Source organism: Fictibacillus sp. 18YEL24 (genome assembly GCF_015903855.1).
Lineage (GTDB): Bacteria > Bacillota > Bacilli > Bacillales > Fictibacillaceae > Fictibacillus > Fictibacillus phosphorivorans_C.
In genome coordinates this window covers 246,629-268,266 of the sequence record NZ_JACZDT010000002.1, presented here as the reverse complement: position 1 = coordinate 268,266, position 21,638 = coordinate 246,629, and the positions used below count along the sequence as shown (strand labels likewise).

Sequence of the window (21,638 nt, the reverse complement as noted above, 5' to 3'; positions counted from 1 at the left end):
ACTGACCAACTTAGATACTGTGCGGGGTATTAACTTCATGCAATCCAAAAGTTTAAGCCGTTTATCCAGAAGTTTTGCCTGTTTATCCACGAATTTTAGCCTTCAATCCAGAAGTTTTGCTACTTTATCCACGAGTTTACAATCCTCGACATTGCTCGCACTCCCTTTATTCCTCACATACCCCCTACAAGCACAAAAAAAGCCCTCCAACTCTCTAAAATGAGAGCTGAAGAACTTTTTAAATTAACGCTTTGTTGCTATGTCGATACGGTTCATTGCGCGTTTAAGCGCAAACTCCGCACGAGCTGCATCTAGGTTGTCTTGTTTGTTGCTTGCAAGACGCTGTTCGGCACGTTCTTTTGCTGCACGTGCACGATCTACTTCGATGTCGCCAGCAATCTCAGCAGCTTCTGCTAAAATCGTGACTTTTTCAGGTCGCACTTCAATAAATCCACCGCTAACGGCCACATATTGTGTTTTCCCATCAACGTCGTGAACACGCACGGCGCTGATCGTTAAAGGAGCTACAAGAGGGATATGGCCTGGAAGAATTCCAAGCTCCCCACTTTTTGCTTTCGCGCTGACCATTTTCGCATTTCCTTCAAACACAGGACCATCAGGGGTTACTACGCTGACTTGAATGGTTTTCATCCAATCTTACCCCTTTCAGGCATTAGGCCAAAGTTTTTGCTTTTTCAATAGCATCCTCAATAGAGCCTACGAGATGGAACGCTGATTCCGGAAGATCATCGTATTTTCCTTCAAGGATTTCTTTGAATCCACGAACTGTTTCTTTAACAGGAACGTATGAACCTTTTTGTCCTGTAAATTGTTCTGCAACGTGGAAGTTTTGAGATAAGAAGAACTGGATACGACGCGCACGGTGTACAACTAGCTTATCGTCTTCAGAAAGCTCGTCCATACCAAGGATTGCGATGATATCTTGAAGCTCTTTATAACGCTGTAAAGTCGCCTGTACTTTACGAGCTACTTCGTAATGCTCTTCTCCAACGATCTCAGGAGAAAGTGCACGTGAAGTTGAAGCTAGTGGATCTACCGCTGGATAGATACCCATAGCTGTAAGTTTACGCTCAAGGTTAGTTGTTGCATCTAAGTGGGCGAACGCTGTAGCTGGAGCCGGATCCGTATAGTCATCGGCAGGTACATAGATCGCTTGGATAGATGTTACAGAACCTTTTTTCGTAGATGTGATACGCTCTTGTAATTGACCCATCTCAGTTGCAAGAGTTGGCTGGTAACCTACCGCTGATGGCATACGGCCAAGAAGGGCAGATACTTCAGATCCTGCTTGCGTGAAACGGAAGATGTTATCTACGAAGAAAAGAACGTCTTGTCCTTCTTCATCACGGAAGAATTCAGCCATTGTCAAACCAGAAAGAGCGATACGTGCACGTGCTCCAGGCGGCTCGTTCATCTGTCCGAATACCATTGCCGTTTTCTTGATAACACCAGAGTCGCTCATCTCGTGGAAAAGGTCATTTCCTTCACGAGTACGCTCACCAACACCTGCGAATACGGAGATACCACCGTGTTCTTGTGCGATGTTGTTGATAAGCTCCTGGATAAGTACTGTTTTACCTACACCCGCACCACCGAAAAGACCGATTTTTCCACCTTTTACGTATGGAGCGATAAGGTCAACGACTTTGATCCCTGTTTCAAGGATCTCCGTTTTAGTTGTTAATTCTTCAAAAGAAGGTGCTGAACGGTGGATCGGGTCGCGGCGAACATCTGCCGGTACTGCCTCACCAAGGTCAATGTGATCACCTGTTACGTTAAATACACGTCCAAGAGTTGCTTCACCTACTGGTACAGAAATCGGCTTACCTGAGTCAGCGATTTCCATTCCACGAACAAGACCATCCGTTGAATCCATTGCGATTGTACGAACCATGTTATCACCAAGGTGAAGTGCTACTTCTAGTGTTAAGTCAACACCCTCAGCGCTAACAGTTAAAGCGTTAAGCAATTCTGGAAGCTGGCCTTCGAACTTAACGTCAACGACCGGTCCAAGAATTTGAGTAATATAGCCTTTATTCATCGGTTTCCCTCCTATCTTACTTTGCACATTAGCTGCTAGAATCACTTTCTTAAAAAAGTCTATTCTAGAGCTGCTACACCGCCGACGATTTCCGTAATTTCCTGAGTGATGGCTGCTTGACGCTCACGGTTGTACGAGAGGTTCAATTGGCCGATCAGTTCATTAGCGTTATCCGTTGCATTTCTCATCGCAGTCATACGAGAAGCATGCTCGGCTGCTTTCGCATCAAGTAAAGCACCATAAATCAAGCTCTCCGCATATTGAGGAAGAAGCACTTCAAGGATCTCGTCCTCTGATGGTTCATACTCATAGGAAGATTTTGATTTTGTTGCAGCGATATCTGTTAACGGAAGAAGCTTCTTCTCCGTCAGATCGCTCTGAATGGCACTTACAAAATGGTTGTAATACATGTAAAGCTCATCAAATGTTCCGTCCGCATAAAGACCGACTGCCTTTGAAGCGATCGCCTTGATCTCAGCAAAGGATGGCTGGTCTGCCACGCCTGTGATGCTGTCCAAGATAGACATCTTACGGCTTTTGAAAAAGTTCACCCCGACTTTACCGATCACGATCAATGCATACTCATCTGCTGATTTGTGACGCTCTTGAATCGTACGGTAAACGTGGCGCAAAATATTCGAGTTATAAGCTCCTGCTAATCCACGGTCAGCTGTAACGACGAAGTAACCCGTCTTCTTCACTGGTCTTGTTAAAAGCATAGAGTGTTTCGCGTTGCTTCCAGATGCGATGCTTCCTACCACTTCTTGGATCTTATCCACGTAAGGGCCGAAAGATTTCGCATTTTGCTCAGCGCGGTTTAGCTTTGCAGCTGAAACCATCTCCATCGCTTTTGTGATCTGCATCGTCTTCTTAGTAGAATCTATTCTAGCTTTTATATCTTTCAATGCCATTCATTTTCACCACCTTTATTGGTAGTTTAAAAATCGGTTAACCTCATTTTAAACATAGTAAGCTGGTTGCAAGGCGCAGCTCATCACTGCAACTGCACCTCTGCTTTTAAAGTCTATATATCTTACGCGAATGTCTTTTTGAATGCTTTGATCGCTTCGTCTAGGCTGTCACCTTCAGGAAGTTTACCAGTCGTTTTGATTGCATCAAGAACGTCTTTAGAGTTTGCTTCCATGTGAGCGTAAAGCGCTTCTTCAAAGCGGTTTACATCTTCAACAGCTACATCATCGATGTAACCACGAGTCAATGCATAAAGAATTGCAACTTGATGCTCAACTTTTAGTGGCTTGTGAAGTCCTTGCTTAAGTACTTCAACTGTACGTGCACCACGGTTTAGTTTTGCTTGAGTCGCTTTATCAAGGTCAGATCCGAACTGAGCGAATGCTTCTAGTTCACGGTATGAAGCAAGGTCTAGACGAAGTGTACCAGATACTTTACTCATCGCTTTGATCTGAGCCGCTCCCCCTACACGAGAAACGGAGATACCTGCGTTGATCGCCGGACGAACTCCGGAGAAGAACAAGTCAGATTGTAAGAAGATCTGTCCGTCTGTGATAGAGATAACGTTTGTTGGAATATAAGCAGATACGTCAGATGCTTGCGTTTCAATGAACGGAAGCGCTGTGATCGATCCGCCACCTAGCTCGTCATTCAACTTCGCTGCACGCTCTAACAAGCGAGAGTGAAGGTAGAATACGTCCCCTGGGTAAGCTTCGCGGCCTGGAGGACGACGAAGTAGCAAGGAAAGCTCACGGTATGCAGCAGCTTGCTTAGAAAGATCATCATAGATGATCAATACGTGCTTGCCAGCCCACATGAATTCTTCAGCCATAGATACCCCAGCATAAGGAGCTAGGAACAACATTGGTGCAGGTTGAGAAGCTGATGCTGATACAACGATCGTGTAATCAAGCGCTCCGTGTGAACGAAGTGTTTCTACAACGCCCGCAACTGTTGATTCTTTTTGACCGATCGCTACATAGATACAGATCATATCTTGATCTTTTTGGTTAAGGATCGTATCGATCGCTACAGCTGTTTTACCTGTTTGACGGTCACCGATGATAAGCTCACGTTGTCCGCGTCCGATTGGCACAAGTGCGTCAATCGCTTTAATACCTGTTTGAAGCGGCTCATGTACTGATTTACGAGCCATTACGCCTGGAGCTTTTTGCTCGATAGGACGTGTTTTTGTAGTAGCGACTGGACCTTTGCCATCGATAGGCTGTCCAAGAGGGTTAACTACACGGCCAAGAAGCTCTTCACCTACAGGAACTTCCATGATACGTCCTGTACGTTTTACTTCGTCACCTTCACGAATTTCTTGGTAAGGCCCAAGAATGATGATACCTACGTTGTTTTCTTCAAGGTTTTGGGCCATACCCATTACACCGTTAGAAAATTCAACTAGCTCACCAGCCATAACGTTATCTAATCCATGGGCACGGGCAATACCGTCACCGACCTGGATAACTGTACCCACATCATTAACTTCGATCTCAGATTGATAGTTTTCAATCTGTTTTTTAATTAAAGCACTGATTTCTTCAGCTTTAATGCTCATGAATTTCACCCCTATCCTCTCAACTTCCGTTAGAAGCTAATTGACGTTCCATTCGATTCAACTTTCCGCTGATGCTTCCGTCAAAAATACGGTTGCCAATGCGGATTTTAATTCCTCCAACAAGAGAAGAATCTACAATATTATTAATGCGCAACGCTCTTTTGCCGACTCGGGCAGCAAACGTTTGCTCCAACTTCTGTATCTCTGAGTCTGATAAAGGACGTACAGAATATACATTTGCGTCGGCAATGCCTTGTGCCTCATTTGCTAATTCAATGAACTGCGCTGCCATCTCTGTGATGTATGTGTAACGGTTACGGTCTACCATCAGATAGATCGTGTTCATTACAGCAGTAGAAAGTTCAGCTCCAACACTCTCTTTGATCAAAGCTTTCTTTTGATCTTTTGATACTTTTGGATGTGAAAGAACTTTTTGAAGCTCTTTGTTAAGCTCCAGTACGTTCTTCACAAGACGCAATTCTGAAACTGTATCTTCAAGTTTCGTAACACCAACTACTTCAAATAGTGCTAATGCATAACGTTTTGCTACGATTGCTTGATCTTTGCTCATCGAGACTCGCCTACCTCTTGAAGGTATTCGTTAATAAGCTTCTCCTGAGAGCTCTCATCAAGTTCTTTTGCAATAACTTTAGAAGCGATCTTAACGGATAGAGCAGCAACTTCTTGACGAAGTGTAGCAACTGCTTTTTCTTTCTCAGAAGCGATCTCAGCTAATGCAGCTTCTTTTACACGCTCAGCTTCATCACGAGATGCTTTAATGATTGCTTCACCTTGTGCTTCGCCTTGCTTTTTAGCATTGTCGATAATAGACTTTGCTTCTTCTTTCGCTTTCTTCAACTCAGCAACTTGAGTCTCAAGATAGCTCTTAGCTTCTTGACGGGATTTTTCAGCCGCATCAATTTCGCTGTTGATATGTGATTGGCGCTCCTTCATGATTCCCATTAACGGGCCCCATGCGAATTTACGCAATAATACTAGTAGGATTAAAAATGCAGCTAATTGGTAAAGAATATCACCTGTGTTCAGGCCTCCACCTGCAGCAGCACCTAGAATTAAGTTTTGCACACCATTTCCTCCCTTCAATCAATCATACATAAGGAATGGCGAAGGGTAGTCCCTCAACGGAAACTTGCTTCGCCATTATAGAAATCGTAATAAACAGTGGTTGTTTTAAGGATTAAGAACCAAGCGCGATGAACGCGATAACCACACCGATGATTGGAAGTGCCTCAACTAATGCAACCCCGATGAACATTGTTGTTTGAAGAGTACCACGTAGTTCTGGTTGACGAGCGATCCCCTCAACTGTACGTCCTACGATCAAACCGTTACCAATACCAGCACCAAGTGCCGCTAGACCTACCGCGATTGCAGCTGCAATAAGATTCATGATAAAATTTCTCCCTTCTGAATTCCCTTAAAGTTTTTATGAAAATGGGCTTCTTATTATAGAAGCTTGATATTTCCTAAAGATTAGTGATCGTGACTTACTTTATGTGCCAAGTAAACCATTGTTAGCATCGTGAAGATAAATGCTTGGATTGCACCAACGAATACTGAGAAGCCTTGCCACACGATTAGTGGGAAGATTCCGAGTACGCCAGCAAAAATACCCATCTTAGTCAAACCTACCAATAGACCTAAAAGCATCTCACCTGCGAAAATGTTACCGTAAAGACGAAGACCAAGCGTTAATGTGTTCGCAAACTCTTCAATAATCTTTAGTGGGAACAAGAACTTCATCGGCTTGAAGAATTCAGCTCCATATTCCTTGACACCTTTCATTCTCACACCGTAATAGTGTGATAGCGCCACTACCATAACTGCTAGAGTCAAAGTAATAGTTGGGTCTGCAGTAGGGGATTTCCACCATAGATTATGGTCGACTACTACTGCAAAAGGTAATCCCAGCATGTTGGCAACGAAAATATACATGATTAATGTAAGTCCTAAAGCTAAAAAGCGTCCGCCCGTATGCCAATCCATTGTGCTGTTGATGATTCCTTTTACGAAATCGACTACCCATTCAAGGAAGTTTTGCATTCCTCCTGGTCGCATTGACAGGGTTCGAGTAGCGAGTACCGCAATAAGGAAAACAATAACGGATGAAACTGTGATCATTAGTACGTTTGACAGATTAAAAGTCAAACCTAGAAAATCAGCTGTAACTGCACCATGTTCCACCTATGTTCACCTCTTTTCCTTTGGAGTACGTGTAACTTGAGTTAGTGAATCTATTAACATGATAATGTAGACTGACATCAATCCCACTACCACACTTAATAAATGAAAATGTTCCGGGTATTTCATCGCGATGAGCACCGCTAACCCTGCAAAGAGGAGCCTTGAAAGTGAACCGAGTGTTTTCACTCTTTTCTGCTGAATCACTGCTTGTCCCATGCGGTCAATCTTTGAATACATGCTCCAAAGATTATAGAGGCTAAAAGCAGTTCCTAGAGCTAGTCCTAAAAAGATAGCTTTGTAAGGAGTGACAGCATAACCGACGAAAAAAAGAGAGAGAAGATATAATGTGTACTTTATGTATTTGAAAAACACCGATTTGTACTCATTCATCATTGCCCGTCCCCTGAAAACTTCGATATTAAGCGGATCATCCCGTAAACACCTGTTCCAAGACCTAGAAACAACCCGATGATAAGGAAGATTGGAAATTCATTGCCGACTTTCTCGTCCAGCCATTTCCCTCCAAAAAGTCCAACTAAGATACATCCAACAAGCTGAGAAAGAATGCCAGACATTAAAGCCATCGCTTTATAAGGGCGTTTCCCGTTGCTCATATCGTATGGACTCCTTCCTTCTGGAAATTTGGTAATAATTTTCTTGAAAACCCTTGTAAACACAAGAATGTAAACCTTACCATATTCCCTTTGTAAGAATACAATAGTGCCATTTCTATGTCAACGACTTACGGGACGGTTTATTAAATAAATTGTGGAAATTTTGTGGCTTGTTTCAATGGTTTATTATTCACTTTGTTTACTACTTCTGCCTGCAGTTTCCATATTCCTGAATAAATCACCCTATTTGATAAATACTTACATTAAATATATGGAAGGAGCTTGTTCGACATGAAACAAAAAATATTTATTTTCTTTGCGTTGATTGGGATTTTGGCCGCTGGCGGCTGTATGAACAATGACAAAAAGCCATCAGAAGAATCTACAAACATGAAAAATAACGTGGAGAACGATCGTACAAAACCACTAAATGTTCAGTATAATGACCAGACGCCGTCAGAAGATTTAAATTCATCTGTGACACAAAAAGACTACGCAAAATGGGGCAAGATGGCTCTGGCTGAGACGAGGAAAAAATATCCGAACAGCAGAGTAAGTGATTATCAGTACGATACACGGAACATCAGTCCGGACGGCACGATTTCGGATTACTTTGACTTCAAAGTGTATCAACAAGATAAGATGCATCTTGTAAAAGTTGGCGTAATGCATGATGACAACAAGCTTATTGATATGAAGTTCGAGGAAATGAATTAAATAAACTTTATGTGCGGGCTGACGTATGTCAGCCTTCTTTTTTTCGGTTTTACGGTACGTGTTCTTTTATTTATTACACGTTCGCGCAATAGACCATGAGTTTCGCTCAGTTGAGCAGTGTTTTCGCTCAGTTTGATGTCCGTTTCGCTCAATGGAGTCTGATTTTCGCTCAGGATTACCTGCGTTTCGCTCACAACGAAGATTTAATCCTTTTTTCGAACAAAAAAAACTGCCCGAAAGAGGGTTTTCACCCGCGATCAAGTCAGTTTTTAATTTACTGCTTATTTAGTTCCGAATAAACGGTCTCCAGCATCGCCTAAACCTGGAACGATGTAGCCGTGATCGTTTAATTTTTCATCAAGTGCTGCTAAGAAAATATCAACGTCTGGGTGCTCGTCTTGAATTACTTTAATACCTTCTGGAGCTGCTACCAAACACATAAGCTTAATGTTTTTCGCGCCGCGTTTTTTGATTGATTCAATAGCTGCCGCTGCAGATCCACCTGTAGCAAGCATCGGATCGATCACGATAAAATCACGCTCTTCTACGTCCGAAGGAAGCTTCACATAGTATTCGATCGGTGTTAATGTTTCAGGATCACGATAAAGCCCTACATGTCCAACTTTTGCTGCTGGAATGAGTTTAAGGATTCCGTCTACCATTCCAAGCCCTGCACGAAGGATCGGTACTAGCCCTAGTTTTTTCCCAGCGATCGTTTTCATAGTTGCTTCAGCAACCGGCGTTTTCACCGTTACCTCTTGCAATGGAAGATCACGTGTAATTTCAAAAGCCATAAGCCCCGCTACTTCATCAACAAGCTCACGAAATTCTTTCGTACCCGTACGTTCGTCACGGATGTATGTTAATTTATGCTGAATTAACGGATGATCAAGGACATATACCTCACTCATGTTTTAAGCACCTCTCCTTATGTAACATTTATTTTCGTTCAAAAAGCATCTCTAGCATTGTACAGAAAAACAACCTTCACTTCAAGGAAAATCAGCATAGAAACGATAGTTTTCTGACTCCAAATTTTACATATAAACTCCTCTACTATTATTCCCTGAATTTAGAGGTGAAATCCCCAAAAAACATTCTATATGCCTGGCATGATGGAGCCCTAATTGTAATTTACTGTCCAGTTATCCAATAATACTGTCCACTTTACTGACTTTACTGTCCAGTTCTCTATAAATACTGTCCACTTTTCACATTTTACTGTCCACTTAGGTAAAAATACTGCCCACTCAGTACACGCACAACAAAAAAACACCCACATGAATGGATGCTTTTAAGCTTTTTTGTTACTCATCCGCTTTTAACTCTGTATACACAACCAACCGCTCTTCATGTGTGCCCTCTTCTACATTAAAGGTTCCGGTACATGTGATTAGGTTCAGCTTGCTGCCGTATGCATAGTCAAATATTTTTTCAACAGGGGCTGTTTTTCTGTTGTATTTTTCTTTTCCCGTTACTTCAAAAGTTAACGCCTTACCGTCTTGATCCTTGACGATAACTTCATCACCATTCTTAAGCTCTTCAAGCTTATAAAACACAGCTGGACCTGATTTACTGTCTACATGGCCTGCCATTACTGCGTTTCCTGGAGATCCCGGTTTCGCCCCATCACTAAACCATCCTACGGTATCCATTCCTTTTGGAACACCCATCTGACCGTTTTCTAGTCTGCCTACCTTCTCAATTTCGGTACTGATATTTAAAGCTGGTATTTCAATTGCTATTGGAACAATTCCTTCTGTATCTGCTTTTAATTTTAATCCTTCAGGTGGTGTTAGTTCGGTTGATGAAGATTTTACTTCTTGCTCTTGTTCTTGAACGTTAATCGTTTCACTAGATTCAGAAGCTTTATTATTCTTCGTGTCTTCTTGAGCTGAACAACCGGTTATTAATAGTCCCGCGAGCATAAGACCACCAAACACCTTCTTCATAAAAATCTTCCTTTCCATCTCAAATAGATAGAAAAGATGGAGAACAGATTTGCTGCCCTCCACTCTTAACTCTTAAGAATTATTCGTCGCCTTTTTGCGAAGAATCATCGCTGTTGTTGCTGAAGCTAAGATCAATCCGAACAAGCTCCAAAGGATAGCATCGTTTGTTGATTGCCTCATTCCACCCATCCCTGTTTTCGGCATATCGGATGGCTTTTGGCCAGCAAACTTATCTGGGAACTGATCAACAATCGCACCAGATAGAGATTGTCCTACTCCAAACATGTGAGCATAAGCTTCAGAGATGTTCTTGTAAGCAGCTGGATAATCTTTTCCTGTATAGCTGTTAAAAGCATTTAGTAATTGATCAATGTGTACTTTCAAGCCTTCTTCTAAGTCAGCTGCTTTTAGGCGTCCTTCTGTTGCCGTGTCTAGGAACTTAGCTTGTTCCATACGGTACTCATCGAGTTCAGCGATGGCTTGCTTCTTGCCATCTTCATTCTTTTCTGCAGTTGCTGTTACATAGTCAACGAAGTAACCGATATGGCTGCTCCAGATTTCTTTAAATTGCGCTGCACCTTCTGCACCATATACAGATTCTACAGCTGCTGTGATGTCATCTGTATTTTCGTTCAGCTCAGCTGCCGCTGCTTCAAAGTCTTTAGCACCATCAATTCCTTTTTGCATCGTTAATGCCGCTAACGCAGCATGTGCAGAGAACACACTGTTTAAGTCAGCACGAAGATCAGCTGCAGGTGTATCTACTGATTTGTTTTCAAACTTGTCAGGGAATTGATCCGTTATCGCCCATGAAAGACCTTTACCTGTCATGAACATGTGGTGCATCGCTTCAGAAATGTTGTCATACGCTTTGTCGTATTCGCCAGTTCTATAGCTTTCAAACGCCCAGATCAGCTGGTCGATGTGTACTTTCAACCCTTCTTCTAAATCAGCAGCTTTTAATCTACCTTCCGTTGCTTTATCAAGAAAGTCAGCTTGTGTTGTGCGGTATTTATCCAATTCAGCGAGTGCTTGTTTTCTGCCTTCTTCATTATTTTCAGCAGTTGCTGTTACATAGTCTACAAAATAGCCGATGTGGCTGCTCCAGATTTCTTTGAACTGCGCTCCAGCTTCTTCACCGTAAACAGATCCGACCGCTTTTGACAGTGCCTCTGTATTTTGGTTCAGCTGTCCAGCCGCAGCTTCAAAGTCTTCTTTTCCGTCAATTCCTTTTTGCATCGCAACTACAGCTAGGAATGCATGCTCTGAAAGAAGAGTATCCAATGAAGCGCGAAGATCAATTGCCGGGTTTGAAACTTCAGCAGACATAGGTCCTTTGCTATGATTCTCATGACCATGTGCATTTGCTACTGTGAAGGTAGGTATTAGTAAAGAAACACTTAACGGTACGGCTAAAAGTGCTTTTTTCATTTTCATTTGAAATCTCTCCTTTTTAGTTAATTGCATTAAGCTAACGGAGAGAATTTTCATTTGGATCACTCTTACTTAAAATTTTTTTTACTTTATGTCGAAAAAAAAAGTATCGGCTGATTTACGTCCAATACTTTTTCATTGATATAGCATTCTACTATTCCGCTTTTCCACTCCATTTAAAAAATACGGACGACAACACGATAGAAACGAGCGCGATACAACTTAGTACGAGAACAGGCGTCCAGTTCTCCCATAAAGGTGATGTGTTCCATGTTGCACGCAGCAGTTCGATCACATAATAAAGAGGTAAGATCTTAGCGATATATTGCAGCACATCAGGCATCATCTCTAACGGAAAGGTAGCTCCTGACAAAAACAGCATAAGGTTTAGAAAAAGTGAGCTGATCGCTGCCGCTGTTCCTACGTTTTTTGCTAGGGATGTTAGAAAGAGTGCAAACGGAAAAAAGGCAAGGATGCTAAGCAACAGCGCGACTAGCGTACTTCCTAAATAAACAGGTGCATGAAGGTCAAACATGAGCGTTCCGAACACCACAAGAACGACCGCTGAGAAGCAAAAGATCACCGTACCTTGAATCGTGTGAGCAAAGAGAATCTTCCACGGAGCGAGCGGTGTCGATTGATATCGGCGAAGAACTCCCGTTTCCCGATATCCGGTAAGGACCGTTCCTAGTGTAAAAAAAGCGGTCGTCACGATGTTTACCCCAATCCATGAGGGAATGTAAAGGCTCGCAAAGGAAAACCCTTCAGGAGCTTGGTTTTCAAACATCGAACCGAACAACCAAATCATAAGTACGGGGAACAGAAACGTCCAGAACACCTGCAGCTTATCTCGAAAAAACATCTTCGTTTCAAGTAATGTTAGTTGCCATAGAGCGGTCATGCGGATGCCCCTCCTTGTAGGTAATGAACAAACAAGTCATCGAGCGTACCTCGTTCAAATTTGTAATCGGAGATATGGTAATTTTCTTCCTGTGCAATCTTAAATAGAAGATAAGAACAAGATTGAAGATTTTCGGTGTAAAGTTTGAACGCATCTAGCTCTTTATCATGTTCCACTTTGATAACACCGGACATCTGATGAAGCTGAGCGACAGGAAAATCTGGACTTCGGAAGCTGATGAAGTGAGCAGAGATATCTTCTACCAATCGGCTCGGTTCATCTAATGCACGAAGTTCTCCGTTATAGATCATTGCGACTCTGTCACATAGCTTTTCTGCTTCTTCCATGTAATGCGTAGTTACAACAATCGTAGTACCATTATCTCGCAGCGAACGAATAATGTTCCACATCTCTCGCCTTGCATGCGGATCGAGCCCCATGCTTGGCTCGTCTAAAAAGATGATCTCAGGCTCATGTAAAGTAGCAAGTGCTAAAGTTAATCTCTGCTTTTGTCCACCAGATAGGTCATCAAAGTATGTATCCATCTTCTCCTCTAACCCTAACAGTTTTAGCATCTCATCACTCGTATTTTCTTTGTTGTAGATCGCTGCAAACAATTTCAATGCTTCTTTTACTTTCATTTTCTTTTGGATAGAAGTTGCCTGAAACTGAACACCAATTCGGTGGTTCAACACCTTCCGATCTTTTTCGGGGTTCATGCCTAAAATAGAGACCTCGCCGCTATCCTTTTTCCGAAGACCTTCCATGATCTCGATCGTGGTCGTTTTACCGGCTCCATTTGGTCCGATGATGCCGAATATTTCACCCTTTTTAACAGAAAAAGAAAGATTGTTTACTGCTTTTTTCGTTCCGTAGGATTTGTTTAAGGATTGAACGACAATGACGTTCTCCACGCACATCACTCCCTCTTTTCATAACGTTAGTACGTAAATGTATTATTCGAAAAAATAAGAAATATACCTCTTTTTACTCCTCCCATTTATTACAAGTCCTTCAACCCTTGTTAATAACTAAAAGGTATCGAAGTTTATTATCGTGAAATAATTTACTGCTAACATTTATCGTTTAACGTCTAAAGAAGAGATATGTTTATGGAGAGGATGTAAAAAGTGGATACTAAGCTTAACAACAAAGAGTACTTCAATGAAATTCACTTTTTGAGAGCTTTCGCGTGTATTGGTGTTTTATTGGTTCATGTATCGGCTACTTATTTTAATGAAGCTGATGGTGTATGGAATTGGTTTACTTATTTCTTTAATCAGTTAGGCCGATTTGGAACACCAACGTTTGCTGTTATTAGTGGTTTTTTACTTTTTAATGGGGTAAATAAAAAAGGATTCTCGTTTAAACCTTTTATAACTTCCCGAACAACTAAAATTATTATGCCTTTTGTCATTTGGAGCTTGTTCTATCAATTTGTAACTGTATATTTTCTTGGAGGCACCCTTCCATCAGATCCAAAAGTATTTGTGTACAACTTTACAATGGGAGAGTCATTTTACCACTTATATTTTATGGCGATCGTTGTTCAGTTTTACATTATGTTTCCAATCCTACAGTTCATTAGAAGTGGTATTGGATGGTGGATCGCATTAATTGCTTCTGCAGTAATAAGTCTTTATTTTACAAATCTGATAGATGTCCCGTTTGCTTCAGGAATCATTGAAAAAGTTTTAATTGATAAAGTATTCGTGATGCACTGGATCTTTTATTTTGTATTCGGTGGATTTCTAGCTCATTATTGGAAGCCAATTTCCGTTTGGGTAAAAAAACACTCTGCTCTTCTTGCTTTAGGTGTAGTAATTGTTTATGTTGGAGCATATATGGAGTACAAGATAATTGGAACGGTATCATCTAGAAGAGAGACGAATCTAATTAATATTCCCATTCTAAGCTTTGCTACGATTGGCTTATATGCTTATCTTGTAAAAATGAACTGGCTAAAGAACACTTTGCAGGTTATAGGGAAATTATCTATGGGTATTTATTTGATTCACCCATTCACCTTAATTCTGTTTACCATCATACTACCTGATGTAGTTTGGCAAACAAGATTTATGCCTATTATGTTCTTTGTAGTTTTAATAACTACTATCGTCTTTGTTAAAATCATACAGCAAGTGCCAAAGCATCAATTCATCATCCCTGTACCCACTAAACGAAACAAAAACAAAACTTCTATACAAAGAAAACCAGTTTCTGCTTAAGAAACTGGTTTTTTTATAGCTATTTTATTCGTACAATTTATATTTACCTGCAAGCTTCTCAACGCGTGTCTCAGCATCTTTCAACACCGATTCGTCCTCTATGTTTTTTAACACAGACGCCATGATTGAAGCGATCTCGTCCATATCTTCTTCAACAAAACCACGTGAAGTGACCGCAGCTGTTCCGATGCGAATACCGCTCGTTACGAATGGACTTTCTTTATCAAACGGAATCGTGTTCTTGTTTACAGTGATTCCGATATCATCTAATGCTTTTTCAGCCACTTTACCTGTTAGCGCAAGCTCACTCACATTGATCAGAATCAAGTGATTGTCCGTACCATCAGAAACAAGAGTAATGCCTTCTTTTTTCAAAGACTCTGCCAAGCGTTTCGCGTTTTTCACGATCTGCTCTGCGTAGCTCTTGAACTCATCTGTTAATACTTCACCGAACGATACTGCTTTTGCTGCGATAACGTGCATCAAAGGCCCGCCTTGGATGCCTGGGAAGATTGATTTATCAATTTTTTTCGCGAACTCTTCTTTACAAAGAATCATACCGCCACGAGGGCCGCGAAGTGTTTTATGTGTAGTCGTTGTTACAAAATCTGCATAAGGAACTGGATTTTGGTGAAGGCCTGCTGCAACAAGACCTGCAATGTGGGCCATATCCACCATTAGGTAAGCTTCAACTTCATCAGCGATTTCGCGGAACTTTGCAAAATCAATCGCACGCGGATACGCGCTCGCTCCAGCTACGATAAGCTTCGGACGGTGTTCTAGTGCTTTTTGACGAACATCTTCATAATCGATAACATTCTTCTCCGCATCTACGCCGTATTCCACAAAGTTATATTGAATGCCAGAAAAGTTAACGGCACTTCCGTGTGTTAAGTGACCGCCATGAGAAAGGTTCATACCAAGAACAGTGTCGCCTTGCTCGAGGATCGTAAAGTATACAGCCATATTTGCTTGTGCACCTGAGTGAGGTTGAACGTTAGCGTGTTCGGCACCGAAGATTTCCTTCGCGCGGTCTCTTGCTAGATTCTCAACAACATCCACGTGTTCACATCCGCCATAATAGCGTTTGGACGGGTAGCCTTCTGCATATTTATTCGTAAGTACAGAACCTTGTGCTTCCATTACGGCTTGACTTACAAAGTTTTCAGAAGCAATCAATTCAATTTTCGTACGCTGGCGGTGCAATTCATCCATGATGGATTGGTAAACTTCTTGATCAGCTGTTTTCAAATGGTTCAATTTCGCTTCCCCCTTACCTTATGTGAAAAAATGATTATGATTGTAACATACCCCTCTATCTTACACGTTAAAGCTTTAAGTTGTAAGAGGAAATGCACAAGTGTGAAAATTCATTTTATTTGATAGGGATGAACATGGTATGATGATACATAATAGAGAGAGAGCTATTTATAAGGGGTGTTATCAACATGATGAAAAAGTGGTTTGGAGCGAGTCTCCTTATTCTTGTACTAGCTTTGGCTGGCTGCAGCGAAGAAAAGGCAAAGCCTGAAGCAAAGGAAAAAGTAGAAACACGAGATAACGAAGATCAAAGCACAACGGATGATCTTGCAGGTCAACAAGCTGAGATCATTAAGAACATGGAAGAAAAAGCCGTTCAATTAGATCCAAAAGCGCTTGAAGCAGACCCAAAAGCGTACGAAGAAAAAATTGTTAAGGCGACTGGAAAAGTTTTAACGGATAACGAAAAAGGAATGGGCTCAAGCTTTGAGTTCCAAGTTGGAGAAACCAAGTTTAGAGTGATGAACTTTACGATGGGCAGCGGTTATGAAAAAGGTACCGAGGTCACAGTATTCGGCAACGTTAAAACAGGTAAGGATGCTAAGACTGGCCTTCCGCTGATCAACGCCACATATATCAACTAAGAAACAAAGAGCGGAATTATTTCCCGCTCTCTTTTTTATGCTTATTTTGAAAATCATGAAGGGCTTTGTATTGTGTCTGCATCGTGTCTGATAGAGACTGATAAAGTTGAAACAGATCTTCGTAGATTGGCTTGTGATCGGGATTAGGCATAATTTCTTCGTACTGTTTCGTCTCAACAGGCGCTTCTTCTAGCGTATCTGTTTCACCGATCGCGTATCGGCCGAGCAAGACCGCTCCTAAGCATGAACTCTCCGTATGTTCAGGTATACTCACTTTCGTCTGAAAAATATCTGCTAAGATCTGTTTCCAAAGAAGCGAGTTCGTAAAGCCACCAGTTGCAAATATCTTCACTTCTCTGTTCCCCACTTGGCTCTTGATGAGAGAGTAAACACTAAACAGGTTAAGAATCGATCCTTCGAGCACTGCGCGCACCATATGGTTGTGATTGTGGCGAAGTGTTAGGCCAATAAACGATGCTTTTGCCTGCGCATCCCATAATGGTGCTCGTTCTCCAGTTAGATAAGGCAGAAAGATTAAGCCCTCTGCACCAGGCTGGATCTGTTCAGCATCTCTAGACAGCTTTTCATAAGCCGCACTATTATCCTCTTTTTGCAAAGTATCATGAATCCATTGAAACGCGATTCCGCCGTTGTTAACCGGTCCACCTGACACCCAATGATTTTCCGTGAGCGGATAACAGAACGTGCGGCCATCTGTATCAAGTATCGGTGTCGCTGAAGTGGTTCGAATCGCACCGCTCGTACCAATCGTTACTGCAATATCTCCAGGTGAGATCGCGCCGACACCAAGGTTAGACAACGGACCATCCGTTGCACCGATTACGACTTTTACAGAAGAAGCAAGACCTGATTTCTTTGCCAAAACCTCCGACAGCTCTCCCCAATAATAGGTGGTCGACTGAAGGCTCGGGAGTTTTTCTGGTGTGACATCCGCAAGTTGCAGCGCTTCTTCATCCCACTTTTTAGTGTGCATGTTCCAAAGACCTGTTGCTGCCGCGGATGCATGATCCGTTTGCCACTCACCAAACCAGCGAAACAGTATGTAATCTTTAATGCCAACAAACTTTTCTGCTCTTTGAAAAATATCAGGATGTTCGTTTTTTAACCACTGCAATTTAAAAAGTGGTGTCATGGGATGCAAAGGGACACCTGTCCGTTTATAAAGTTCCAGCGCAGTTTCACTATAATCTGATTTAAAAGCTGCTACGTACGGTTCACTCCGGATATCTGCCCAAGTGATGCTGTTCGTTAGTGGCGTTCCTTCTGAGTCCACTGCAATCATAGAATGCATAGCTGTGCTAAAAGAAATAAAACCAATTCTATCTGCTAGATCTCCACTTTTTCGCACCGTTTCTCTTAGCGATTCATTCACTGCTTCATAAATTTCATCCGGCTTTTGTTCGGCAGCCCCTGGCTCTTCCGACAGCAACGGGTAATTTTTCGAGTGATGAGCGACAGCCGCCCCTTTTTCATCAAAAAGAACAACTTTCGTACTCGTTGTACCAATATCTATTCCGATCGCATAATTCCTCAAGATCACTTTCTCCTTTCACATAAAAAAGGAAGCAGCTCTAGTATGCCCTTCCATAACAACACATGATTCTACATCGCCTTTTTTATCATACTATTCAGACCAGAAAGAATCACTTAATATAGATGTAAAATGAATGCTTCCTTTGTTAAGGAAACCAGATTAGAGGAGATGAATAACGATGGCTAGTTTTAGAGTTCGCCCTGTTATAGTAGATGATTTGGAACAGTTGAAGGGTCTGATGCATCGTTACATTGTTGATTTTTATAAAGGAAAAACTCCTGAGGGATCAAAGTTGGATGATCATATCAAGCATCTGCTTTCTTCAGATGAAGCAGGGACTCAGTTTGTTGCTGAGACAGAAGATGGCAGATTAGCAGGATTCGCAACACTCTACTTTTCGTTCAGCACGACTCGTTTGCAGAAAATCGCCATATTGAATGATCTTTTTGTAGATGCTGATTTTCGTGGCGCTGGTTCAGGAGAGAAGCTGTTTCTGCATGTTCTGGAATACACGAAAAATGAAGGCTACGCGTACATGACATGGCAAACCGCGGTCGATAATACATCGGCTCAAGCACTTTATAAGAAGATGGGCGGAAAAAACATCAATTCAGAGTGGATTCATTATGAGATTGAACATTGAGTAGAAAGATAGGGAGCTATGAGAGGCTTAGAAGCTGCTGAACAGGGGCTTGTTAACCGTAATCCCACACTAAGTGGCGGTGAATCCACGAGTTTTGGCTTGGAATCCAAAAGTTTGGGTGGTTTATCCACGAGTTTTGCCTCTGAATCCACAAGTTTCGACGGTTTATCGACGAGTCTACAATCCTCGACACGTTACGACAACCCACCATCATCGCCCCACACATCACACCACAACAAAAAAAAGCCCTCAACAAGAGGGCTTTCCACGAATTAAAAACAACGTATGTCTTCTTTACTCGGATACACCGCGCGTTCGCCGCCGATTAACTTCGGACGTGTCTTCGCCAACGTCACGTGTGCGGCGCCGACCTTTTTCACTTCACTGCGAACTGGTACGGCCACATGCTTCAAGTGCATACCGATAAAGGTGTCACCGATGTCGATGCCTGCGTCGGCTTTTATATATTCAACGATCACGGGTTCATTCATATGGTGGTAGGCATGTGTTGCCAAAGCACCTCCAGCTGATCGTGCTGGAACGACCCGCACTTCTTCATAGCCTCGTCGTTCAGCTTCTTCGCGCTCGATGACAAGCGCACGGTTCAAGTGTTCACAGCATTGCACGGCAAGTGCTACGCCAGTTTCTTCTTGAAACGCTACGATACCTCGGTAAAGTGCACCCGCAGTATCCATCGTGCCTGATGTGCCAATTCGTTCACCAATTACTTCGCTCGTGCTTGCGCCTACTACTAATAATTGTGACGGTCTTAATTGTGCATGCTTTTGCAGATCTTGCAAAACATTCAGGACTTGGTCTTGAATTTGTTGGAGCTCATCGCTCATGAGATGGTCTTCCCTTCATTTTATAGGTTTATAGCTTTATGGCTATTGGCCTTCATATTGAGAGATTTTATCTACACGGCGACCGTGACGTCCGCCTTCATATTCTGTCGTCAGCCATACTTTAGCGATTTCGAGTGCGAGACCCGGCCCGATGACACGTTCACCCATTGCAAGTACATTGCTGTCATTATGCTGTCTTGTAGCTTTTGCGCTGAATAGATCATGAACAAGCGCACAGCGGATTCCTTTAACTTTGTTCGCTGCAATGCTCATTCCAATGCCCGTTCCGCAGATTAGAATTCCGCGATCAGCTTCACCGTTGGCTACTTTTTCTGCTACAGGAATCGCATAGTCTGGATAGTCTACAGACGTGTCGCATTCACAGCCGACATCCTCCACTTTCATACCCAGCTCTTCAATCATGCTGATTATTTCTTTTCTTAATTCAACTCCGGCGTGATCTGATCCAATTGCTACCTTCATGTTGTGTGCACCTGCTCTCTCATACTTTTTTTCATTATATGCTGTCCCCACTCCCTATTCAATGTCACTCCTAGGCAATTTAGGACAGCCTTACCTCATTTTGTCTTACTACTTCTTGCTATCGTCTTTTTTCATTAATTTTTCAATAAGGACTTCAATTTCATCTCTTGTTTCTTGATAAAGATGAAGCGGTCCACCGAAAGGATCTGTAATGTCTAGAGAAGGTACTTCACTTTCTAATTTCATCCTTCTTTCAACGAGCGGTCTTACTTCTCTTTCAAACGCTTGTCTCACTTCTTCATCCGCAGAATCCTTTGACATGTATTGAAGCTTCAGCATCTCGATCTCTGTGTAGAGCTCATAGATCTCTTCAATCTTCTTCTGCTCATCTTCGTCAAGAACATACTCTTTTAATGTATACGTCTTATTCACTGCATCTGGCCATCGTCCGACGAGCGCATGTTTATGGCTCTCGGTCATCGTTAAGATAAGATCTGCCCATTCAATCAAATAATCGGACACGCCTTGTGACTGATGACTTTCTTTAATACTTCTTTCCGAAAGAGCTTGTGTCGCGTTCGAACTCATCACGGCACCGTTTCCAGCAAATACACCAGCTGATTTAACGTTGAACTTACCTTTTCCTTTTTTGCGTAAAATGGCCTCAGCCATCGGACTGCGACAAGTATTGCCTGTACAAATAAATAAAACATTCATGGTGAATTCACCTCATATTCTATCTTTCCCTATTTTCCTATAGGTTAACGCTCTTATTAGTAAGTATATCATCGGATTAGTGAATAAAAAAATGCCTGTTTTTCGTATTCGAAGTAGTTTTGTAAGTTGTTTCTCTCCGTTCCAGGTGCTTCGCTTTGCGCCTTTAAGGGTCTCACCTGTCTCACTCGTCCTAGCCGTAGTCTCACACCTTCCACTCCTATCAACCTGCCAATGGGAGATATCTAAAGAATAACAGTAATGATGAAATAGCATTTAGAACGGCAAAAGGATCTTCACCCCAAAAGCAAGCAGGATACATCCGCCGAACGCTTCACCATAGGAGCCGAGCCACTTCTGTACTTTTTTTCCCATGATCAAGCCAGCCCACGTTAAAACCATGCTCATAAGACCAAACATCGTAATCGTGAGCCAGGTTTTCGCTCCATAGATACCTAGTGATAACCCCACTGAAAAACTATCTAAAGAAGCGCTGAGCGCAAAGACGAAGAGCCCGATGCCGATCGGCTGTACGAACGGTTCATCATCATTTGAGAAAGAGGACCGAATCATCGTAACACCCAGTATGACAAGCAGAATTCCACCTATGATAGCTGCTATACCACCAAAATGAACTGAGATCTGTTTGCCAAGCGTCATTCCTGCAAGAGGCATGAGCATATGAAAGATTCCTATCGTAATTCCTATTTTCATAATTTGTCTTATACGAAGCGATAACATCCCCATCCCTAGCCCGATCGAAAAAGCGTCCATACCTAGCGCAACTGACATAAATAAAAGTGTCATCCATTCTCCCATGGTTGCCAAATACTTCCCACTCCCTTAAC

General features: G+C 42.2%; 25 protein-coding genes. 4 read left to right on the top strand and 21 right to left on the bottom strand.

Translation table 11 applies throughout. The features are described 5' to 3' along the window. Window positions 1-243: 243 nt before the first annotated feature. The 10 genes from HU823_RS06770 to HU823_RS06725 all read right to left on the bottom strand — a co-directional run bounded on the left by HU823_RS06770 (window position 244) and on the right by HU823_RS06725 (window position 7,414). Window positions 244-651, bottom strand: a complete 408-nt coding sequence (locus HU823_RS06770; RefSeq protein ID WP_066398933.1) for a F0F1 ATP synthase subunit epsilon — start codon at window positions 649-651, stop codon at window positions 244-246. A 22-nt stretch (window positions 652-673) separates the two neighbouring features. Next, window positions 674-2,062: a F0F1 ATP synthase subunit beta gene (gene atpD, locus HU823_RS06765; RefSeq protein WP_144696930.1), complete on the bottom strand. Its 1,389-nt coding sequence runs from the start codon at window positions 2,060-2,062 to the stop codon at window positions 674-676. Window positions 2,063-2,121: 59 nt separating this feature from the next. After that, window positions 2,122-2,973, bottom strand: coding sequence for an ATP synthase F1 subunit gamma (atpG, locus tag HU823_RS06760; RefSeq protein WP_066398937.1), 852 nt, complete (start codon window positions 2,971-2,973; stop codon window positions 2,122-2,124). A 122-nt stretch (window positions 2,974-3,095) separates the two neighbouring features. After that, window positions 3,096-4,595, bottom strand: a complete 1,500-nt coding sequence (gene atpA, locus HU823_RS06755; protein WP_197221526.1) for a F0F1 ATP synthase subunit alpha — start codon at window positions 4,593-4,595, stop codon at window positions 3,096-3,098. Window positions 4,596-4,614: 19 nt separating this feature from the next. Continuing rightward, window positions 4,615-5,166, bottom strand: a complete 552-nt coding sequence (locus tag HU823_RS06750; RefSeq protein WP_066398940.1) for a F0F1 ATP synthase subunit delta — start codon at window positions 5,164-5,166, stop codon at window positions 4,615-4,617. Further along, on the bottom strand, window positions 5,163-5,681 hold the full coding sequence (gene atpF, locus HU823_RS06745) for a F0F1 ATP synthase subunit B (protein ID WP_144696913.1): 519 nt from the start codon (window positions 5,679-5,681) through the stop codon (window positions 5,163-5,165). The genes HU823_RS06750 and atpF overlap by 4 nt, the downstream gene beginning before the upstream one ends. A gap of 112 nt (window positions 5,682-5,793) precedes the next feature. After that, window positions 5,794-6,006 carry a F0F1 ATP synthase subunit C gene (gene atpE, locus HU823_RS06740; protein WP_066244772.1) on the bottom strand — a complete coding sequence of 71 codons (213 nt, stop codon included), beginning with the start codon at window positions 6,004-6,006 and terminating at the stop codon, window positions 5,794-5,796. 83 nt (window positions 6,007-6,089) lie between these two features. After that, window positions 6,090-6,800: a F0F1 ATP synthase subunit A gene (gene atpB, locus HU823_RS06735; protein WP_137791116.1), complete on the bottom strand. Its 711-nt coding sequence runs from the start codon at window positions 6,798-6,800 to the stop codon at window positions 6,090-6,092. Window positions 6,801-6,806: 6 nt separating this feature from the next. Continuing rightward, window positions 6,807-7,193, bottom strand: a complete 387-nt coding sequence (locus HU823_RS06730) for an ATP synthase subunit I (protein ID WP_144696912.1) — start codon at window positions 7,191-7,193, stop codon at window positions 6,807-6,809. Continuing rightward, on the bottom strand, window positions 7,190-7,414 hold the full coding sequence (locus HU823_RS06725) for an AtpZ/AtpI family protein (protein WP_066244770.1): 225 nt from the start codon (window positions 7,412-7,414) through the stop codon (window positions 7,190-7,192). Before HU823_RS06725 ends, HU823_RS06730 begins: the two co-directional genes overlap by 4 nt. Before the next feature lie 291 nt (window positions 7,415-7,705). Here HU823_RS06725 and HU823_RS06720 point away from each other — a divergent pair, with 291 nt between their 5' ends. Then, a complete protein-coding gene (locus HU823_RS06720; protein WP_197221525.1) occupies window positions 7,706-8,131 on the top strand; it encodes a DUF3889 domain-containing protein in 426 nt (141 codons plus the stop codon). Window positions 8,132-8,412: 281 nt separating this feature from the next. Here the strand turns inward: HU823_RS06720 and upp are convergent, their stop codons facing one another. The 5 genes from upp to HU823_RS06695 form a co-directional block, all read right to left on the bottom strand. Next, on the bottom strand, window positions 8,413-9,042 hold the full coding sequence (gene upp / locus HU823_RS06715) for a uracil phosphoribosyltransferase (RefSeq protein WP_137791119.1): 630 nt from the start codon (window positions 9,040-9,042) through the stop codon (window positions 8,413-8,415). Window positions 9,043-9,438: 396 nt separating this feature from the next. Then, window positions 9,439-10,083, bottom strand: coding sequence for a class F sortase (locus tag HU823_RS06710; RefSeq protein WP_197221524.1), 645 nt, complete (start codon window positions 10,081-10,083; stop codon window positions 9,439-9,441). Between the two features lie 72 nt (window positions 10,084-10,155). After that, complete coding sequence (locus tag HU823_RS06705; protein ID WP_197221523.1) at window positions 10,156-11,520, bottom strand: copper amine oxidase; 1,365 nt, start codon at window positions 11,518-11,520, stop codon at window positions 10,156-10,158. A 151-nt stretch (window positions 11,521-11,671) separates the two neighbouring features. Continuing rightward, window positions 11,672-12,418 (bottom strand): ABC transporter permease, encoded by a 747-nt coding sequence (locus tag HU823_RS06700; RefSeq protein WP_153236865.1) that lies wholly within the window; start codon window positions 12,416-12,418, stop codon window positions 11,672-11,674. Next, on the bottom strand, window positions 12,415-13,338 hold the full coding sequence (locus HU823_RS06695) for an ABC transporter ATP-binding protein (RefSeq protein ID WP_231607322.1): 924 nt from the start codon (window positions 13,336-13,338) through the stop codon (window positions 12,415-12,417). Before HU823_RS06695 ends, HU823_RS06700 begins: the two co-directional genes overlap by 4 nt. Before the next feature lie 210 nt (window positions 13,339-13,548). On the opposite strand from HU823_RS06695, the gene HU823_RS06690 reads away from it, so the two are divergent. After that, a complete protein-coding gene (locus HU823_RS06690; protein WP_197221521.1) occupies window positions 13,549-14,646 on the top strand; it encodes an acyltransferase in 1,098 nt (365 codons plus the stop codon). A 24-nt stretch (window positions 14,647-14,670) separates the two neighbouring features. On the opposite strand, the gene glyA is transcribed toward HU823_RS06690, so the two are convergent. Continuing rightward, entirely contained in the window at window positions 14,671-15,906 is a 1,236-nt protein-coding gene (gene glyA / locus HU823_RS06685) for a serine hydroxymethyltransferase (protein ID WP_066398968.1), read from the bottom strand. 188 nt (window positions 15,907-16,094) lie between these two features. Here glyA and HU823_RS06680 point away from each other — a divergent pair, with 188 nt between their 5' ends. After that, window positions 16,095-16,550 (top strand): hypothetical protein, encoded by a 456-nt coding sequence (locus HU823_RS06680; protein ID WP_144696901.1) that lies wholly within the window; start codon window positions 16,095-16,097, stop codon window positions 16,548-16,550. A gap of 16 nt (window positions 16,551-16,566) precedes the next feature. On the opposite strand, the gene HU823_RS06675 is transcribed toward HU823_RS06680, so the two are convergent. Further along, on the bottom strand, window positions 16,567-18,105 hold the full coding sequence (locus HU823_RS06675; RefSeq protein WP_231607321.1) for a gluconokinase: 1,539 nt from the start codon (window positions 18,103-18,105) through the stop codon (window positions 16,567-16,569). Between the two features lie 178 nt (window positions 18,106-18,283). On the opposite strand from HU823_RS06675, the gene HU823_RS06670 reads away from it, so the two are divergent. Continuing rightward, a complete protein-coding gene (locus HU823_RS06670) occupies window positions 18,284-18,748 on the top strand; it encodes a GNAT family N-acetyltransferase (protein WP_197221520.1) in 465 nt (154 codons plus the stop codon). 272 nt (window positions 18,749-19,020) lie between these two features. On the opposite strand, the gene HU823_RS06665 is transcribed toward HU823_RS06670, so the two are convergent. The 4 genes from HU823_RS06665 to HU823_RS06650 all read right to left on the bottom strand — a co-directional run bounded on the left by HU823_RS06665 (window position 19,021) and on the right by HU823_RS06650 (window position 21,609). Continuing rightward, entirely contained in the window at window positions 19,021-19,593 is a 573-nt protein-coding gene (locus tag HU823_RS06665; protein WP_144696897.1) for a TIGR01440 family protein, read from the bottom strand. Window positions 19,594-19,635: 42 nt separating this feature from the next. Next, window positions 19,636-20,076: a ribose 5-phosphate isomerase B gene (rpiB, locus tag HU823_RS06660; protein WP_197221519.1), complete on the bottom strand. Its 441-nt coding sequence runs from the start codon at window positions 20,074-20,076 to the stop codon at window positions 19,636-19,638. A gap of 108 nt (window positions 20,077-20,184) precedes the next feature. Continuing rightward, complete coding sequence (locus HU823_RS06655) at window positions 20,185-20,793, bottom strand: low molecular weight protein arginine phosphatase (protein ID WP_144696895.1); 609 nt, start codon at window positions 20,791-20,793, stop codon at window positions 20,185-20,187. Between the two features lie 273 nt (window positions 20,794-21,066). Next, window positions 21,067-21,609, bottom strand: a complete 543-nt coding sequence (locus HU823_RS06650) for a manganese efflux pump MntP family protein (protein ID WP_231607376.1) — start codon at window positions 21,607-21,609, stop codon at window positions 21,067-21,069. Window positions 21,610-21,638: the final 29 nt, after the last annotated feature.

What these genes read in the sequence shown, in the direction of transcription:
- HU823_RS06770 (WP_066398933.1), bottom strand. Translation starts at nt 651, where the DNA reads ATGAAAACCATTCAAGTCAGCGTAGTAACCCCTGATGGTCCTGTGTTT.
- atpD (WP_144696930.1), bottom strand. Translation starts at nt 2,062, where the DNA reads ATGAATAAAGGCTATATTACTCAAATTCTTGGACCGGTCGTTGACGTT.
- atpG (WP_066398937.1), bottom strand. Translation starts at nt 2,973, where the DNA reads ATGGCATTGAAAGATATAAAAGCTAGAATAGATTCTACTAAGAAGACG.
- atpA (WP_197221526.1), bottom strand. Translation starts at nt 4,595, where the DNA reads ATGAGCATTAAAGCTGAAGAAATCAGTGCTTTAATTAAAAAACAGATT.
- HU823_RS06750 (WP_066398940.1), bottom strand. Translation starts at nt 5,166, where the DNA reads ATGAGCAAAGATCAAGCAATCGTAGCAAAACGTTATGCATTAGCACTA.
- atpE (WP_066244772.1), bottom strand. Translation starts at nt 6,006, where the DNA reads ATGAATCTTATTGCAGCTGCAATCGCGGTAGGTCTAGCGGCACTTGGT.
- HU823_RS06730 (WP_144696912.1), bottom strand. Translation starts at nt 7,193, where the DNA reads ATGATGAATGAGTACAAATCGGTGTTTTTCAAATACATAAAGTACACA.
- HU823_RS06725 (WP_066244770.1), bottom strand. Translation starts at nt 7,414, where the DNA reads ATGAGCAACGGGAAACGCCCTTATAAAGCGATGGCTTTAATGTCTGGC.
- HU823_RS06720 (WP_197221525.1), top strand. Translation starts at nt 7,706, where the DNA reads ATGAAACAAAAAATATTTATTTTCTTTGCGTTGATTGGGATTTTGGCC.
- upp (WP_137791119.1), bottom strand. Translation starts at nt 9,042, where the DNA reads ATGAGTGAGGTATATGTCCTTGATCATCCGTTAATTCAGCATAAATTA.
- HU823_RS06710 (WP_197221524.1), bottom strand. Translation starts at nt 10,083, where the DNA reads ATGAAGAAGGTGTTTGGTGGTCTTATGCTCGCGGGACTATTAATAACC.
- HU823_RS06705 (WP_197221523.1), bottom strand. Translation starts at nt 11,520, where the DNA reads ATGAAAATGAAAAAAGCACTTTTAGCCGTACCGTTAAGTGTTTCTTTA.
- HU823_RS06700 (WP_153236865.1), bottom strand. Translation starts at nt 12,418, where the DNA reads ATGACCGCTCTATGGCAACTAACATTACTTGAAACGAAGATGTTTTTT.
- HU823_RS06695 (WP_231607322.1), bottom strand. Translation starts at nt 13,338, where the DNA reads ATGTGCGTGGAGAACGTCATTGTCGTTCAATCCTTAAACAAATCCTAC.
- HU823_RS06680 (WP_144696901.1), top strand. Translation starts at nt 16,095, where the DNA reads ATGATGAAAAAGTGGTTTGGAGCGAGTCTCCTTATTCTTGTACTAGCT.
- HU823_RS06670 (WP_197221520.1), top strand. Translation starts at nt 18,284, where the DNA reads ATGGCTAGTTTTAGAGTTCGCCCTGTTATAGTAGATGATTTGGAACAG.
- HU823_RS06665 (WP_144696897.1), bottom strand. Translation starts at nt 19,593, where the DNA reads ATGAGCGATGAGCTCCAACAAATTCAAGACCAAGTCCTGAATGTTTTG.
- rpiB (WP_197221519.1), bottom strand. Translation starts at nt 20,076, where the DNA reads ATGAAGGTAGCAATTGGATCAGATCACGCCGGAGTTGAATTAAGAAAA.
- HU823_RS06655 (WP_144696895.1), bottom strand. Translation starts at nt 20,793, where the DNA reads ATGAATGTTTTATTTATTTGTACAGGCAATACTTGTCGCAGTCCGATG.
- HU823_RS06650 (WP_231607376.1), bottom strand. Translation starts at nt 21,609, where the DNA reads ATGGGAGAATGGATGACACTTTTATTTATGTCAGTTGCGCTAGGTATG.